The organism is Archaeoglobaceae archaeon (genome assembly GCA_038734275.1).
Classification (GTDB): Archaea; Halobacteriota; Archaeoglobi; order Archaeoglobales; family Archaeoglobaceae; genus WYZ-LMO2.
Genome location: JAVYOO010000001.1, coordinates 86,890 through 102,845, shown reverse-complemented (window position 1 = coordinate 102,845; position 15,956 = coordinate 86,890). Strand labels below are relative to the sequence as shown.

General features: G+C 40.8%; 16 protein-coding genes and 1 tRNA gene. 13 read left to right on the top strand and 4 right to left on the bottom strand.

Annotated features, from left to right (window positions below; translation table 11 throughout):
• Positions 1–249: 249 nt before the first annotated feature.
• On the bottom strand, positions 250–864 hold the full coding sequence (locus tag QXI54_00545; protein MEM0301641.1) for a hypothetical protein: 615 nt from the start codon (positions 862–864) through the stop codon (positions 250–252).
• A 116-nt stretch (positions 865–980) separates the two neighbouring features.
• Between QXI54_00545 and QXI54_00540 the strand changes: the two genes are divergently transcribed.
• The 11 genes from QXI54_00540 to QXI54_00490 all read left to right on the top strand — a co-directional run bounded on the left by QXI54_00540 (position 981) and on the right by QXI54_00490 (position 11,745).
• Positions 981–2,120 carry an acyl-CoA dehydrogenase family protein gene (locus QXI54_00540; GenBank protein ID MEM0301640.1) on the top strand — a complete coding sequence of 380 codons (1,140 nt, stop codon included), beginning with the start codon at positions 981–983 and terminating at the stop codon, positions 2,118–2,120.
• Between the two features lie 11 nt (positions 2,121–2,131).
• Positions 2,132–3,385: an acyl-CoA dehydrogenase family protein gene (locus tag QXI54_00535; protein ID MEM0301639.1), complete on the top strand. Its 1,254-nt coding sequence runs from the start codon at positions 2,132–2,134 to the stop codon at positions 3,383–3,385.
• 17 nt (positions 3,386–3,402) lie between these two features.
• Complete coding sequence (locus QXI54_00530; protein ID MEM0301638.1) at positions 3,403–4,686, top strand: hypothetical protein; 1,284 nt, start codon at positions 3,403–3,405, stop codon at positions 4,684–4,686.
• Positions 4,686–5,798 carry a 2-hydroxyacyl-CoA dehydratase family protein gene (locus QXI54_00525; protein ID MEM0301637.1) on the top strand — a complete coding sequence of 371 codons (1,113 nt, stop codon included), beginning with the start codon at positions 4,686–4,688 and terminating at the stop codon, positions 5,796–5,798. The genes QXI54_00530 and QXI54_00525 overlap by 1 nt, the downstream gene beginning before the upstream one ends.
• Positions 5,799–5,801: 3 nt before the next feature.
• Positions 5,802–7,187: a 2-hydroxyacyl-CoA dehydratase family protein gene (locus QXI54_00520; protein MEM0301636.1), complete on the top strand. Its 1,386-nt coding sequence runs from the start codon at positions 5,802–5,804 to the stop codon at positions 7,185–7,187.
• Positions 7,163–7,951 (top strand): acyl-CoA dehydratase activase, encoded by a 789-nt coding sequence (locus QXI54_00515; GenBank protein ID MEM0301635.1) that lies wholly within the window; start codon positions 7,163–7,165, stop codon positions 7,949–7,951. The genes QXI54_00520 and QXI54_00515 overlap by 25 nt, the downstream gene beginning before the upstream one ends.
• A complete protein-coding gene (locus QXI54_00510; GenBank protein ID MEM0301634.1) occupies positions 7,951–8,694 on the top strand; it encodes an acyl-CoA dehydratase activase in 744 nt (247 codons plus the stop codon). The genes QXI54_00515 and QXI54_00510 overlap by 1 nt, the downstream gene beginning before the upstream one ends.
• Entirely contained in the window at positions 8,695–9,363 is a 669-nt protein-coding gene (locus QXI54_00505; GenBank protein ID MEM0301633.1) for a hypothetical protein, read from the top strand.
• Entirely contained in the window at positions 9,360–10,079 is a 720-nt protein-coding gene (locus tag QXI54_00500) for an AAA family ATPase (protein ID MEM0301632.1), read from the top strand. Before QXI54_00505 ends, QXI54_00500 begins: the two co-directional genes overlap by 4 nt.
• Positions 10,080–10,162: 83 nt before the next feature.
• Positions 10,163–10,235: transfer RNA gene (locus tag QXI54_00495), tRNA-Val, on the top strand.
• Between the two features lie 856 nt (positions 10,236–11,091).
• Positions 11,092–11,745 carry an adenylate kinase gene (locus QXI54_00490; GenBank protein MEM0301631.1) on the top strand — a complete coding sequence of 218 codons (654 nt, stop codon included), beginning with the start codon at positions 11,092–11,094 and terminating at the stop codon, positions 11,743–11,745.
• Here QXI54_00490 and QXI54_00485 read toward each other — a convergent pair.
• Both QXI54_00485 and QXI54_00480 read right to left on the bottom strand, forming a co-directional pair.
• The gene (locus QXI54_00485) at positions 11,735–12,439 is read right to left on the bottom strand and encodes an alpha/beta fold hydrolase (GenBank protein ID MEM0301630.1); all 705 of its coding nucleotides are present in this window, start codon (positions 12,437–12,439) and stop codon (positions 11,735–11,737) included. The two genes, QXI54_00490 and QXI54_00485, sit on opposite strands and share 11 nt — an antisense overlap.
• The gene (locus QXI54_00480; protein ID MEM0301629.1) at positions 12,439–12,807 is read right to left on the bottom strand and encodes an ArsR family transcriptional regulator; all 369 of its coding nucleotides are present in this window, start codon (positions 12,805–12,807) and stop codon (positions 12,439–12,441) included. Before QXI54_00480 ends, QXI54_00485 begins: the two co-directional genes overlap by 1 nt.
• Before the next feature lie 167 nt (positions 12,808–12,974).
• Between QXI54_00480 and QXI54_00475 the strand changes: the two genes are divergently transcribed.
• Entirely contained in the window at positions 12,975–13,478 is a 504-nt protein-coding gene (locus tag QXI54_00475) for a TIGR00288 family NYN domain-containing protein (protein ID MEM0301628.1), read from the top strand.
• Positions 13,475–14,383 carry an ATP-grasp domain-containing protein gene (locus QXI54_00470; GenBank protein MEM0301627.1) on the top strand — a complete coding sequence of 303 codons (909 nt, stop codon included), beginning with the start codon at positions 13,475–13,477 and terminating at the stop codon, positions 14,381–14,383. Before QXI54_00475 ends, QXI54_00470 begins: the two co-directional genes overlap by 4 nt.
• On the opposite strand, the gene QXI54_00465 is transcribed toward QXI54_00470, so the two are convergent.
• Positions 14,364–15,878 carry an ATP-binding protein gene (locus QXI54_00465; GenBank protein ID MEM0301626.1) on the bottom strand — a complete coding sequence of 505 codons (1,515 nt, stop codon included), beginning with the start codon at positions 15,876–15,878 and terminating at the stop codon, positions 14,364–14,366. The two genes, QXI54_00470 and QXI54_00465, sit on opposite strands and share 20 nt — an antisense overlap.
• Positions 15,879–15,956 lie beyond the last annotated feature (78 nt).

The window sequence follows — 15,956 nt, the reverse complement described above, 5'->3', positions numbered from 1 at the left end:
TCGAACGATCTTTGAGAGCTGGGAATTTTTGAAACTCGCTCTGAACTTCGAATATCTCTAACTCTGCCTCTTGAACTCTCGATCGAAGCATGGAACGGAAAGCGAGTCAGCTTCTTCAATCAAAAAAAGTGATAACCAACATTCTGAACTTTTCCCTTAATCGATCTTGCAAACTATAGCTAAGCTTTGCTTTACTCTTAAAAAATTTCCTATTTTCCAAAGCCATTTCGTTATAATTTTAGGTAAAAATCAGGCAATCTGGAATTCTTTGCCCGCTTCAAGTCTCCCAGACTGTTCTGGGATCACAAGATCCTGTTTTATATGCTTTAACTCTGCAAAAATGCTATATCCTTGCGAAAATACTTCAAATGAAACTTTAACGTTGAAGTTTTTCTCAAGAAATCTTCTTATCGCTTCGCATACGATTATATCCGTATTTTTTCCGAGATTGGACGTCACAAGCAAGTAATGACCTCTGTTATCGGTTTTCAAGTTGACCTTTATTGCCTTTCTAGTTGTCAAAAGGCACTTTTCAATACCCTGAATAGCCTCGAGAACTGATATTTCGGCAAGTGGTTTTTTATAGATCCTTCTTATAATTATCTCCAATTCGTTATCGCACAAAGCTTTTTCGATTTCACCTGAAACCACGAGTTCGATTGTTTTTGCATTGAACGCAACGAGATTCGCTTCATCCATCAGCTCGATGAGATTGCAGGTGGTATCGAAATTGCCCTGTTTATACCGATCAAAAACCATTAAAGCTTCCTCAATAACATTATTCACTCTGCCATATTCGGCGAGATACTTTTCAATTATCTTACTCGCCTCAGCACTTATAGTGGTGTGAAGTCTTTTCTTCATGATCGAATGTTTTTTAGTCGATTTAAAACTTTTGTGCATGATATTTAAAGATTTGTGCAAGACATTATCATGTTTATACAAAACAGTTTTATCGATGTGTCTGCAAATAAAATACGATGAAAATGGAATTTGAGAGTATTTCCGAACTTAGAAGTGACGTTGCAGAGATGCTTGGAAAAAGCATAAATGAGTGGGCAGAGAAGGAAGTTATTCCCTTCAGAGCACAGATAGACGACGAACTTGAAATAGCTGAAAAAGCCATGAAGAAGCTTTTTTTGGATATTGGGATGCAGAAGTTAGTGCTTCCCGAAGAATTGGGTGGTGCGGGTGTTAGTGGTGAGGAATTACCAGCGGTTTTACTCAGAAGCTTTGAGGAAATAGGGAAAGCAGATTCTGGAATAGGTTTTGTGCTCTCTGCAGTATTGGCTTCGATGATTTCCGCTCAGGGAAGCGAGGCATTTGATTTAATTGCTAAAAAATCTTCACAGGATTTGCTAAGGATCTCTATTTTTCCGCCACAGTTTGGAAAGAGTGATTTTAGGGGTTTCGAACTTGCTAAAGCTGTAGATAGGGGGGATAAAATAAAAATAAAGGGTTTTGGAAGACCTTTGAACTCGGGCTTTGATGCAAATTTATTTGTTGTTTTTTGCAATTACAATGGTGTATCTCTTGCTCTCATAGATTCCGAAGATGTTGAAAAAGGCGAATTGGTTAAAAACACTGGATTGATCGCAAGCAGGAATTGTGATGTCAAGATCAACGCAGAGATTGAGAAAAACAGAATACTGACTGGAAACGCTTGGATGAAATTATACACGTATCTAAATCTATGTCTCTCAGCGCTCTGCGTAGGCTCAGCTTTTGATTCATGCAGAATTCTTAGAGACTGGGCAGAAAAAAGAACGATCAGGGGAAAGCCTCTACGAGACAACACAGTTGATGCGCTTGTAATAGCTGAGGTTGCAAGAGAAGCGATTGAGGCAAAGTCAATTGCACAAATTCTGGCAAAAATGATGCTTGAAGATAGAAACGAAGAAGAATTATACCTTTTCTCGATACTCTCTGCTCTGAAATGCTCAAATTCCGCTTTCTTATCTGCAGACCGAGCCATGGAGCTAATGGCTTCTCAAGGCTATGCGCGAGAGGGGCTTTTGGAGAAGCAGTGGAGAGATGCAAAGAGCCTAAAAACAGTTCTAAATCAATATCATCTGCTTCTGGAACTATCCTCTGGTTACTTTGGTGCTAAACTCTGGTAGGGGGTGATATTTTGGAGTTTGCGAGAATTAAAGAATTTGAATCTCCTCTTGAAAGGTATCTCGCTGAGATGATAAGGGATTGGGGCGAGAAATACGTTATACCACATAGAAGAAACTTCGATGAGGACTGGAAAGAGCACAAAACAATAGAACCCGCCTTGGAGAAGCTAATGGTTAACTACGGAATTCAGATGGCTATTTTTCCAGAAGAAGTTGGTGGATGGGGGCTTGGCAGTTCAGACTATTTTGGCTCAATCACCGCAAGAGTAATGGAAGAAATCGGAAGATACGACACTGGAATAGCAGTATCGGTAGGCGTTTCTTTATGGCCACTCTTCGTGATAGCTGTGAAGCCTCACATAAATTATGACCTTTGTGCAGAGTTTGCTCCACTTTACAGGCGTAAAAAGCTGACAATTTCAGCAAATGCTATGACAGAACCACAGGGTGGCTCAGACATAGAGAACCTCGATGAGCTTAAAGGAAAAACCATAAGAACTACCGCAAAGCTCGAAGGCGACGAATGGGTCATAAACGGTCACAAACTTTGGCCAACAAACAGTGGAGGTCTTGCAGATTTATTTGGGGTTGTTTGCACGACAAATCCAGGCGTGGCAGATGAGAGATGCTTTGCCTATATCTACGTTCCTGCGAATTTGCCAGGAGTAAAGCAAGGGGAGCCATACAGAAAGGCGGGAATGGCTGCAGACAAAAATTCTGACATCTGGTTTGAAAACGTAAGGGTTCCAAAGCATTACCGAGCCTGGGGCGAAGGACTGGATGCAAGGTATTTCAGAATAATCATCTCTACAGGCTGTCTTGGTAGCGCTGGGATGGCACTTGGAGCAATGGAGAACATTTACGAAATTCTGCTTGAGAAATGCAGTGAGTTCAGGTATAGAGGCAAACCTTTAAAGGAGAACACAGCAGTTGCAGGAATTCTGGCTGATATCGCTGCTGAAATAGAGATCTGCAGATCTGCTGTTTACACCTACGCAAGAATGCTCGACAACCCTGAGCTCTATGGCGAGAGGTTCTCTTCTGAGATAATTGCCAGAGGGAGAGCTTTAAAATTGAAGGTATGTGATGCCTGCTGCAATGTTGCAGAGAAGGCGATGAATCTTCTCGCACACTACGGTATTGATCGGAACTTCGATGTTGAAAAGCACTGGAGAGATGTTAAAATAATTCAACTATGGATGGGCGGAAGGCAGTTGTGCCAGATGGATGTTGCAAGACATTTTTATGCCTGCACCCAGCTTTAAAATTTGGAGGTGATGCTATGTTCGACATGTTTTTCGGTTTGATGAAAACGATGGGGACTTCGGTATTTGCCAAAGATCTTGTTAGAAGAATGGCTACGGAGTTTGCGAGTCCTGTTAAGATAGAAAAAGACGTTAGAGAGCTTCTCAGCAAAGATCTGGAGTTTGCAACAACTCTCTTCAGCCTTGCACCGAGAACAATAAATGCAACTTTTGGAGTTTTTCGTGGATTAAATTCCTATATTGGAAATTTTGCCACTGATGCGGTATTTGGACTACTCAAGGGAGTCGCTAACGATCTCAATGCAATTTACGCAGCCAAGGCGGTCAACGACTTTTTCGATCAGATGGAAAGGCTAAGAAAGGAGCATCCAAAGCTTGTTGCAGAAGTATTGGGAAGCAAAATTGGTGAATTTATCGACACTATGGACTTTGGTAAACTCAAGAAATTCATTGAGGATTCCGCATACTGCGCAACTGGAACATTTGAGATTATAAATGAGAAAATTTTTGGAAATCCTGTAAAGCTCGGGAATCTGATAACACCTATTCCCGCTGTTGTAAATGCCAGCTTGACTATAGCTAATGATGCGCTCAAAAGAGTCGAGATGCCGTCCGAAGTTCTTGCGAGTGCTCTTTTTGGAACTATCGGCAAGTTTGACGTGGAACAATTGGGAAAAACCGTGGGAAGCGTTTCCGCACTGATCAATAAGGTGCATGAGGGTAATTATGTGCTCGGGAAGGGCGACAGAAAGTTCAAAGAGGTAGCTGAGGCTACAATGGAGAAGTTTTTCAACTCTTTAGACGTTGAAGAGTTCAGAAAAGCGATCAACGCAATTTTAGAAGATTTAAGCGATTTAAGCGATGCATTAAACAATGCGCTGTGGAAAAATCCGCTAACAATTATGGCTTTAGCTCCTTTGGCACCCACTGCACTTAACCTCTTGATGAGTATGGGAAGCAAAGCAATTTCGAAGTTTAACGAACTACCACCAGATCTCTCTGCACAGGTTACAACATCTTTGCTTAAGGAGGTTGACACAAAGAAACTTGGCGAAATTTTAAGCGGGATTGCGAAGATCATAAATGGAATTGCTGAGAGTGATCCAAAGGCGATTTCAGGAATTATAAATTCTGTAATCGCTTCTTCAGACAAGAAAGAGCTCGAAAAATTACTAAACAACTTAGTAAAGTCAATAATGGACGTCATAGCATCAAATCCGCAAATACTCTCAGCTCTTGCACTTCCACTGCTCCAGTCCTTTGCGGGTTTTATGAGCATGAGGAGAGAAGGTGAGAGATAATGGGGCTGGATAAAGTCCAAGAAATCTCCAGAATTCTGGAAAATGATTATATAAAAGACTGGAAGTCTAAAGGCGGTTTTGTAATTGGTCATGCATGCATAGCTCTGCCAAAAGAAGTTGCTGAAGCAGGTAAAATTCTGCCCTTTAGGCTAAGAGGAAACAGCAATCCAGATACTTCCACAGCAGATTCCTACCTCTCCAGATATAACTGTAGTCTGTGCAGAAGTTGTCTTGAACTTGTTTTAAATGGGAGCTACGATTTTCTCGATGGCTTTGTTAGAGTTAGGGGTTGTGATCACTGGATGGGCACTTTCGATGAAATCAACCACGCAAAGAAGGCTAAATTCATTTATTACTTTAAAGTCCCACACATTGTCAATGAGGATACCCTAAAATTTTTCGCAGATGAAATAAGGGATCTAAAAAGCTTTTTTGAGAAACAATTCCAGCTGAAAATACACGAGGATGATATTATAGGTCAAATAAGGCTCCAAGCTCAGATTAACAAAAAGCTCGCAGATTTTGGCAAAAAAAGATACAAGATTCCAAATTTTTATGGACACGAAGCCATAGCACTGGCTATCGCACGCGAATCCTTGCCTTCAGAGACTTTCAACTCTTTGCTTGATAAAGTTTTGAGCCAAGGCAGAAAAATAGACTTTAGGGCTAAAATCGTGCTTGGAGGAAGTCCGTTAGATGAAATTGAACTTCTAAAAAAGATCGAAGAAATGGGTGCGTTGATTGTGGCAGAAACAACGTGCTTTGGCACAGGTGGATTCTGGAATGCGATGGAGTATGATGGTGGAGACATCTACGAGTTTCTTGCGAAAAAGTATCTCGAAACTCTGAAGATATGCGCAAGGATGTTCGGAGAATACAATTTCAGGAAGAATTTTATAAAACAAATGGTTGAAATGGCTGAAGCAGACGGGGTTATTTTGACCCATAACAAGTTCTGTGATTTATTTGGTATTGAAAACGCCAAGTTAAGATTGGATCTTGAAAAAGAGGGCATTCCAGTGCTTTTGCTGGAAAAAGAATACGCTTCATCAGCAGACATTGGCAGAATAAAAACGAGGGTTCAGGCTTTTATGGAAAGGCTGGGGAGGTGAATTATGTCGGAAATTAAGAATGGGCTGGTTTTGAGAAGTTATCAGGTTCTGAAAACGATCAGGAATTTTGGTGCTTATACAAGAGATGAAATCAACAGCATGTTGGATCTATTTGTAAAGGAGCAGGCTCACACGCTCAAAAGCTTTCTTGATGAAAGACATGATGGGGCCGGACTACAATTTTTGCAGGATATTCTTGGTAAACACGTTATTGAAGCTGTGGAAGCGAAGGATAAGGGCAAAAAAGTCGTAATGATACCCTTTAACTTCCCTCCTGAAGTTATAAATGCTTTTGATAACGCGGTTCCGTTTACAACTGAAGTTGTAACTACAACTGGCACACTCGCTCTTGCTCATCAGGGCGAGCCATACTGGGATTTCGCAGTCTCTCTCGGAATTCCCGACTTTGTGTGCTCAGCAAATACAATAGCATTGGGTTCTATTTTGTTGTCCACGCAGGCAAGAGAATTTGTTCCCGATATGATGATCTCTGCAGCTCCCGGATCCTGTGATGCAAACTCGAAGATTCATGAATTTGTCTCTGAGTATCTTGGAATACCTGAGATAATACTTGACAAAACTGGAGAAAGTGCAAGGGATTTCGAACTATACAGGAGACTATTTCATAAGATGTTTTCAAAGCTTGAGGCGGAATTGGGTGAGGTTGATGAAGACAGATTGATAAAAACGATCGAAAAATGCAATGAAGCGACAGAGCTTTACTGGGAGCTTTATGAGCTCAAGAAAAATTCTCCGTGCCCTGTGCCAAACATGTTCACACTGATGAGCTACGGAACCCGCTTTACAATGTGGGGAAGAGATGAAGCAATCGAGATGTTTCAGAAATTCATAGAAGTGGCAGAGAAGAGACTACGTAAAGGAGAATACCCTGCTGAAAAGGAGATTGCAAGAAGTCTCTGGGTTTATACTGGCTATTACATCGACCTCTTTGAGTTCTGGCTCTGGCTTGAGGACAACGGAATAAGCTATCTCAACGATCTCCTTAATTCTCAGGTTTTGAAGGAGATGCATGAAGTTAGCACAAAGGAAGAAGCGATTGACGCTCTTGCCAACAATGCTTGGAACTACGTTATGACGAGGCAGATGGGTGCGGAAAACATGGGACTCAAGTGGGTTGAAGATACTCTGCATCTGGTAAAAGATTTGAATGCGAATTGCGCTGTTTATAGCGGGCATCATGCATGTAAGCAGTCCCAAAGCGTGTTCAGAATTCTAAGAGATGAACTGACGAAAGAAGGAATACCAGTTTTGAGACTTGATGGGGACTGCTGGAATCGTAGAATAACGCCGATTAGCGTTCTTCATAGCAAAAGGCAAGAAGAGGAGGCGAAAAGGCTGATATTATGCTATTCGCAGGAACCGATGTAGGTTCTCTTACGGCTCAGGCTGTTATAATTGAAGATAACAAGGTCATCGGTTGGAAAAACATGAGAGTGCTTCCAAATCCAGTGGAATCTGCAAAAAAGGTGATGGGTGAGTTACTCGATGAGCTTGGTTTGAGCAAAAACAATATAATAACTTTTTCAACTGGCTATGGAAGAGAGAAACTTGTCGAAGCTGGATTTGCCAAAGAACACGTTAGCGAGATAAGCTGTCACGCAAAAGGAGCCTTCTGGCTTAATCCCACGGTTAGAACTGTTATCGACATAGGCGGACAGGATGCAAAGGTTATAAGAATAGATGAAAAAGGCAAGCTTGTAAACTTTGTGATGAACGATAAATGCGCAGCAGGCACTGGGAGATTTTTGGAAATTCAGGCAAGAGCACTCGGGATAAAGCTTGAAGAACTCGGAGAGATGACTTTTATATCAAAAAATCCAATTGAGATTACTGCAAGATGCAGTATTTTTGCTGAAACCGAAGTTCTTCATTTTCTACAGAGAGGTTTCCCAAAGGAAGACATTGCAGCAGGAGTGAACAGATCGATGGCTCAAAGAATTTACTACCTCGCAAGACGTGTAGGGGTTGAAAGGGAAGTTGCTTTGACTGGTGGTGTGGCAAAAAACAGAGGAGTTAAATGGGAACTCGAGAAAATTCTGAACATAAGGTTTATCGATTTGGGTATGGATCCACAGATAATCGGAGCCCTTGGAGCGGCGATTTTTGCAAAGGAGAAATATGGAGGTAAATGATGTTTCTCGGGATTGATGTAGGAACAAGATTCACTAAAGCTGTTTTATGGGATGGAAAAGTCAAGGGCTACGTAATTGAAGAAACTGCGGGAAACTTGAAGCCCGTGTTTGAGTCTGTGCTCGGCGGGATTAAAAAATTTGGAAAATTTGAGAAATGTTGTGCAACAGGAAGCGGTGCAGAACTTGTTGAATTTGCTGAGATCAAAGAAGACGATGTTGTGTGTCTTGCAATAGCTGGAAGAGACATAGTAAACGCTGACTACGTCATCGACATCGGGGCGCAAAGCATAACTGTAGTTTCTATTGATAAAGATGGCAACGTAATTGATTACGTTAAGAACGACAAGTGTGCAAGTGGTAGCGGTAAATTCTTGGAAGTAATGAGTTCTGCACTCGGCTTAGACATTCGCAATGTGGATAAATTTGCGGTGAATTCTGATAAAAAGCTCTCCATAACTTCGCAGTGTGCTGTTTTCGCTGAAAGTGAGGTAATTTCATACGTAAATGATGGGGAAAAGAGGGAAAATATTATCTCTGCAGTCTGCGACTCCATTGCGAAAATTGTGGCATCTCAGGTGAAAAAGCTGAATATAGCTGGAAAATACACGATTACAGGAGGAGTTGCAAACTTTGCAACCATTACAGAAAGAATAAGAAAAACAATTGGCGGAGATTATGTAAGCTTCCCACAACCACAGCTTGCGGTAGCAATTGGAGCGGGAATAGTGGCAGAGGAATTTTGAATGTTTGACGAAATCGTCGATAGAATAAGGGACTACGTTGAGGAAGAGATAAAAATGGGAAAAGTTCGCAAATACGATCCTTTTCTGTTTCAGCAGTGGAACAGAAAAAGAGATGTTGTGACAAGAAATGAACTGGCTTATGAACTCGGAAAAAATAGCTCAGCACTCCTGCTCATCTGGGGGAAGGCTGAAAACAGGATTTATATCTCTGAGGATTCTGATGGATCTCTTGCGATTATTGTTATCTGCGAAATTTTATGGAATGACAAGCTTGAGAAGTATGAGTGCTTTAAAGCTATGAGAGATGCCTTCTATGATCTTGGATTGTCAGGGGTAACAATCAGAAGCCTTCCAAGCCAGATGAAAGTATGGCTTAGGGTAGGCAAGAATGCCACAGCCAGTGGCTTCAGTCTTGGAGTTTTTGGAAGAGCTGTTCTGGAAGCCATGAATTCAATTAAATTTGTCAAGGCTACCGATGTGATAATTCTGACTTCAAAAAAGGATATCGATGCCCTGAGCGATGTTTTTGAAAAAGCAAGAAAGATAACCAACGCTTTGATAAAAATGCACGAGGAAAAACTGCTGAATTGCGAAGAATGTGATTATAAGGACGTTTGCACCGAAATTCCAGAACTTAAAATGATAAGAGAGAAAATCAAGAGAGTATGAAAATTGCGGTTGTTGGAAAGGGTGGTGCTGGTAAAACAACCGTTTCCGCACTGTTAACCAGAGTTCTGTCTGAAAAAGGCAAGGTTTTGGCAATCGATGCAGATCCAGCAGGAGGGCTTTCGATTGCCCTTGGAGTCGAGATTGAAAAAACGCTGGAAGATATAAGGAAAGAAATAGTCGAAATGATCAGAGAAAAATACGACAAGGTCGAGATTGCAACTTCGATAGATTACAAAATACTCGAAGCATTGATTGAGAGTGATAAATTCTCATTTCTGGCGATGGGAAGACCTGAAGAAGAGGGATGCTACTGTCAGCTGAATTCGATGCTAAGAGAAGCAATTGAAATTCTTTCAGGATCTTTTGACTACGTTGTGATCGATGGCGAGGCGGGAGTTGAGCAGATAAACAGAAGAGTGATGAGAGACGTTGACGTGCTTTTAGTTGTATCAGACATGAGCAAAAAAGGATTTTTGGTGGCGGATCAAATTAGATCCGTAGCCCAAAAGGCTGTAAAATTCAGAAAATGTGCACTCGTGATCAACAAGGTTCGAGAGGCGATAAGAGTTGAAAATAAGAATTTTGACTTTGTCTTCACGATTCCTGAAGATGAGGCTATATTCAGACTTGATGTCGAAGGAAAGCCTTTGCTGAGCATCAGCGATTCAATTGCCCTAACTTCGGCTATAGATCTGACAGAAAAGCTCCTTGGCTAATACTAATTTTTCCCTCTGAGATATAAAATTCCTTTAAGTTAGAGAAGAGAAAGGGATAAAAACAATAAAGCTTACGACTTTCAGGGCTCGTGGTCTAGCGGTTATGACGTCGCCTTCACACGGCGAAGTTCGAGGGTTCGAATCCCTCCGAGCCCATTTTTTGCGGGAATTTGAGCAATTTGAGAGGTTATCGTTAAATTCTCGATTTTTTGAATGGCTTGATTTTCGGTTTGAGGGCTTTGGAGTTTTATTTTTGCTGGATATCTCATATGAGAAATTTTTTCGCATATGAGATTCGCCTTTCTTAGAATCAAACTCTTTTATCAATTCGAGTATTTTCCGCTCGATTAAATCTGAAATGGCAATGTCGTGGACTTTAGCAATCTCTCGCAACTCTGAGAGAAGATCTTTATCCACACGGAACAATTAACTCTACCGCTTGGCTTTCTTCCCATGCGTGGAGTTGAATTGCTATCAAAAATTATCTTTCATCTTTTTTCATATACCTGCTTTTCAACAAATGGATCCATATAACTATAAGTTGGCTATAGGTGCGACTTGAAGAGAAGAAGACATCCAATTTTTCCTGAGAGGAGCTGACAGCCAAAGCATTATGCTACGTCAAAACTTTCAGATAGACCTAATGGATAACTACTCCTGAAACTCACTTTCAGCTTTAGAATTTCTTTTCAACCAACTCTGCAATTAAAACCGCGAAGTCTACAATCTAAGAATATTTTTACTCATAGAGGCAAAAGATTAGTTTACCGCTGATTTTTGCCCGGAGTCCTAATTGGTGGGTAGTTCAAGATGTTGAATTATTCCCAAAACTAAACCAAGATCAAAAAATTGATTGAGAAAAATTTTAAAATCCCAGCACTAATTTTTATCAGCTCTCGCCACCCTAAGCTTTGAAAGCTTTTGCTGAGCCATGAGGGGTGGCTCCCCGTTTCCTTATTTTTCAAGAAGAAAAATCAGAAATAATTTATACCGCTCTTCTTAGCTAATTCTCATGAAAATAATTCTTCTAGGTGCTCCCGGAGCAGGAAAAGGGACGCAAGCTAAGTTTCTGGCAGAGAAATATGGAATACCGCAGATATCCACGGGAGATATGTTAAGAGAGGCAGTGGAAAAGAGCACTGAGCTTGGGAAAAAAGCCAAAGAATATATGAACCAAGGAAAACTCGTTCCCGACGAGATAGTAGTGGGCATAGTAAAGGAAAGGCTCAAACAAAAGGATTGCGAAAGAGGTTTCATTTTGGATGGCTTTCCAAGGACTATAGCCCAAGCAGAAGCCTTAGACGCAATGATGGTCGAATTAGGTAAAAAAATAGACGCTGTAATTAATATAAACGTTTCTGAGGATGAAATAGTCAAAAGAATTGTGAACAGACGAATCTGCAGAAAATGTGGTGCGATTTACCACTTGATTTATGATCCCCCAAAAAAGAATGGGGTATGCGACAAATGCGGGGGAGAATTATATCAGAGAGATGATGATAAGGAAGAAGTGGTCAGAGAAAGATTCAAAGTTTACAGAAAGAATACCGAGCCTTTAATAGAATATTACAAAAGAAAAGGCATTCTTTTCGATGTTGATGGCACAAAGGACATTGAAAAAGTAAAGGCTGAAATTCTATCGATTCTTGAGAAGATTAAACTCTGATCTCTAATTCTTTATCCTTTATTCCTCCAGCAAGCCATTCCGCAATAACGCTCATGACTTTAAAGTTTCTTCTGAGAAAATGATCCCCATTTAAAACCTTAAGAAAAGCTTTTGGTTCTTTAGAGTTCCTGTAAATATCTTCTCCGCACCAAAAAGGAACTATTTCATCGTTTGTCCCATGAACTATAAGCTTCGAAGCCTCTATTTCACGTGCAAATTTTCTTGGATCCATTTCTTTTGCTTTGCTAAATTCCTCGTAAAAATACTCAAAGCTTCCTACTCTCATAATTTTCTTGGCATTTTCGAAGATAATTTCGATTCTTTCTTTTGTGAAAATATCCGGGACTGGGGTTGAAACCGCTACAATTTTTTCCAGATTGTCCAGTTCTGCTCCCACTCTTATTGCAATCATCCCGCCCATGCTATAACCGACAAGAGAGACTTTTTCGAATTTTTCAGCAATATTTTTGACGTCCTCTACCCATCTTTCTAAGCCAAATACTCCGGAGCTGTTTCCACAGCCAGAAAAATCAAAAATAACCGTAGGAGCTACACTTGATAATAACTCTGCTAAAGCCCCATATCCCTTATCAATCACTGATCCGGCTTCGTATGGGAATCCATGACAAACTATTATCGCATAGCTTACATATACTCTCCCAAAATTTCTTCCAAAAATTGTATCAAAAAACATTATTTTGTAGAAACGATTCTTTCAAGTTCTTCCAAGTCTTTTTCGATTTTCTTTATCTCCTCTCTTTTCTTCTGGATAATTTCCATTGCTATCTCTCTAAGTTCTCTTGTCATCTTATAGCTTTTTAGTGGTCTACCCTTTCCTTTTTTCTTCAGCTCCCTTTCTTTTACCCATCCCCACTCTTTTAGTTCTTTCATTGCAAGGCTTACTTCTGGTTGTCTAAGGTTTGCGGTTCTTTCGATGTCCCTTGAGACTGCTTCTCCTACTTTGGATAAGAATACAACGACCTTTGCAATATTCCTATTAAGCCCTGCTTCCGCAAGTAGAGAGACCAGTTTTTCGTCAGTTTCAGATAGTTCCTCAACCATCATGCTCACCTCAGATAGATAGTAGATATACTATTGAGTATATAAATTTTTTTGCATTTAGCTATTTATCTAAAACCGACGTTTTAAGGTTTTGGAGAGACATATCCTCATATTATTAAAAATGTCCATCATAAGATTTTTAAACTTTAAAATCTCAGTGTTATAGAATGAAAAGCTCAAAAATTCAAAAAATAAGAGAGTATCTCTCCAAGAGAAAATCGCTCTCAACCAAGAAAATCGGTGTTTTAGTTGATGGTCCGAACATGCTCAGAAAGGAATTTAATACCAACTTAAAAGAGATACGGGAACTGTTAGCCGAGTATGGCGACATAAAGATCGCAAAGGTATTTCTAAATCAATACGCCACTGACAAGCTCGTTGAGGCAATTGAAAACCAAGGTTTTGAGCCTGTGGTTACCTCGGGCGATGTCGACGTTAGAATGGCGGTCGAAGCGATGGAGCTGATCTACAATGAGTCAATAGACGTTATAGCTCTCGTAACGAGAGATGCTGACTTTAAAGCGGTCCTAATGAAGGCAATGGAGATGGGCAAAGAGACGATCATAGTCGGTGCTGAGCCTGGATTCTCTACCGCCTTGAAGAACTCTGCAGACATTGCTATCATTTTAAATGAGGAAGAGGAGGAAGAAAAGGATCTACTTGAAGTATGAGTCTGTTCTTGTTTGAATTTGCCACATGTGGCGAGAAGGTAGTTGACTCCATTGCGGTTGAAGGACTGGCAATGTTTAAGACTCTCTACAATGGTTTCAGAAGACATTGCGAGGTTAAAGCTTTTGTAAGAGAAGAATTTAGCCCGCTCGGTTTTCCAACAGACAAATTGGAAAGAATTGAGAATTGGTTGGAGAATTGCGACAGTTTCTTAATCGTAGCTCCTGAGGACGAATTTATTTTGCTAAATCTAACCAAGAAAGCAGAGAAATACTGTGAAAACCTTGGATCTTCAAGTAAAGCAATTGCAATAACCTCAGACAAGTGGAGGCTTTACAAAAAGCTCAAAAGCAGAGTTTTAGTTCCTAAGACCTCAAAAAGACCTCTTGGCGAGAAATTCCTCGTTAAACCAAGGGTTTCATGTGGTGGCGAAGGCATAGGCTTTGGCAAAGAAGTAAAAAAAGGTTTTATAGCTCAAGAATTCATTTCAGGAAAAGCTCTGAGTGTCAGCCTTGTAGTTAAAGACGATATCGAGGTAGTAAGTGTAAACGAACAAATTCTTGAGGATTTCAGGTATAAAGGGGCGATTGTTCCCGCAAAAATAGATGAGAAAACCGCCATAGAGGTTTGCGAGGAGGCAATTAATGCGGTCGAAGCAATTAAGGGGCTGAATGGCTATGTTGGTGTCGACCTTGTTTACGCTGACCAGCCATACGTTATAGAAATAAATGCTCGAATCACAACACCGGTGGTTGCATTCGAGCGTGCCTATGGGGTAAACGTTGCGGATATGATCTTGGGCGACTTTGAATATTCTGGATTTAGGAGACAGAAAATTGAAAAGGGAGATTTTGAAGACTGCGTCGCAAAAGTTGGTAGTGTAGCGCTTAGGGTTTGCGACTTCTGAAAATTCTACTTAAAAATCCCTTCCTTTTCTCCTTTTCTTTAACTTCTTTCGTCTCCACTGCAGTCTCTTCTTTTGCCTCAATCTCCTCTTTTTCTTCTTCTAAAACACTCTTAGCCTCGCTGTGCTGGCTTCTCCTAACCCTGACCCTTACTATAACTGGAACCTCAAGCTCAGGGCTTACAACCACTGCGCTACCCGTCGGAAGCCTTTTTATTTCTTCAACCATCTCAGCGGTTATTCCCTCAATTCCCTTCTTTATCGCATTTATGTCATTAGGATTCGTGACGCGAAGAATGATCTGGGTATTGCATTGGCTTATGACGTTCTTGTCGATCCTTGCGGGTCTCTGGCTGATCACCATCAACCCAAGACCAAATTTTCTACCTTCGCTTGCCACAGTTCTCAGCACATTGCTTGAAACTGTCTTCTCTCTTTCAGGAGCAAAGTTATGTGCTTCTTCAACCACGATCATTCCCGGCTCAACTTCCCCTCTCTTTCTGAGCTCGAAAAGCTTTGAGATAACTCTTGAAACGATTAAGTTCTGATAGGCAGGCTCAATTCCACGGAGATCTATTAAACTTGCCTTTCCCCTAACCAAGAGGGTTCTAAGATCTGTTGGTCTCTGCTTAAAAAGTCCTGACTTTTCGATCTTTGAAAGCGCTCCTATGAGTGTCCATTTTCCGCTGTGTCTTATGCTCTCAACTTCTTTTATTATATCTGCGATCGTATAATTTTTTAAGTCTCTGAGAGCCTGATAAAGCAAAGCCTGCGCGGTTGGGCTTCTCAGACCACTTAATTCGATGAGCTCTTCAGCAGTTAGGTCTACCCCATCCAGAGACAACTCCTTATCTGCAGAATCAATAAAGGGTGATGTTGGAGGAGCGTAAACAACGATTTTGTCAGCGTAGCCTTTTGGTTCCACTCCAAACTCGTTATCCTTAATCTTTGCTGGCTTTTTCATTGAAACATATTCCCCATGGGGATCGATGATCAAAAGCGGAACATTTCTTTCAAGGAGCTCTTCTATTATAACCCCAGCGGTGTAGCTTTTTCCGCTACCAGTCTTTGCGAGAATGCAGACATGCTTCTGCACAAGAGTGTTCGGATTAAGCTTAACTTTAACGGAAGTGTCTCCAAGAAGCCCTATGTATGCTCCATCTTCGGCAAAACCGAAGGTTTCTGCAATCAGCTCATCTTCCGCAATGTAAATATTATCTCCCGGGATAAAGGGGCTTGTAGGCATTCTTAGCTTCCCCGCTTCTCTTTTTCCAAGCACTCTTGCCTTGGCGATTAGAACTTCCTTAACCTTGTATAACTCAGAGAGCTTCGGATTGTCAACCGCTAAGATGTCGGAAACCTGTCCAAGAACCCAGCCGTCTTTGTCGTTCCAAACCTTTATGTAATCTCCCCTCTTTACCAATTTCGAATTTGTTATCACAAACTCAAATTCAAACGAAGATGCGGAACCATGAATTTTTCCAATCGCACTTCTCATTAGTCTTAGTTTTCAAAAGAATATTTTTATTTTTCGCTCCCTGAAAATACTGCATTTCGAAAAAAATTTAAGCTACAA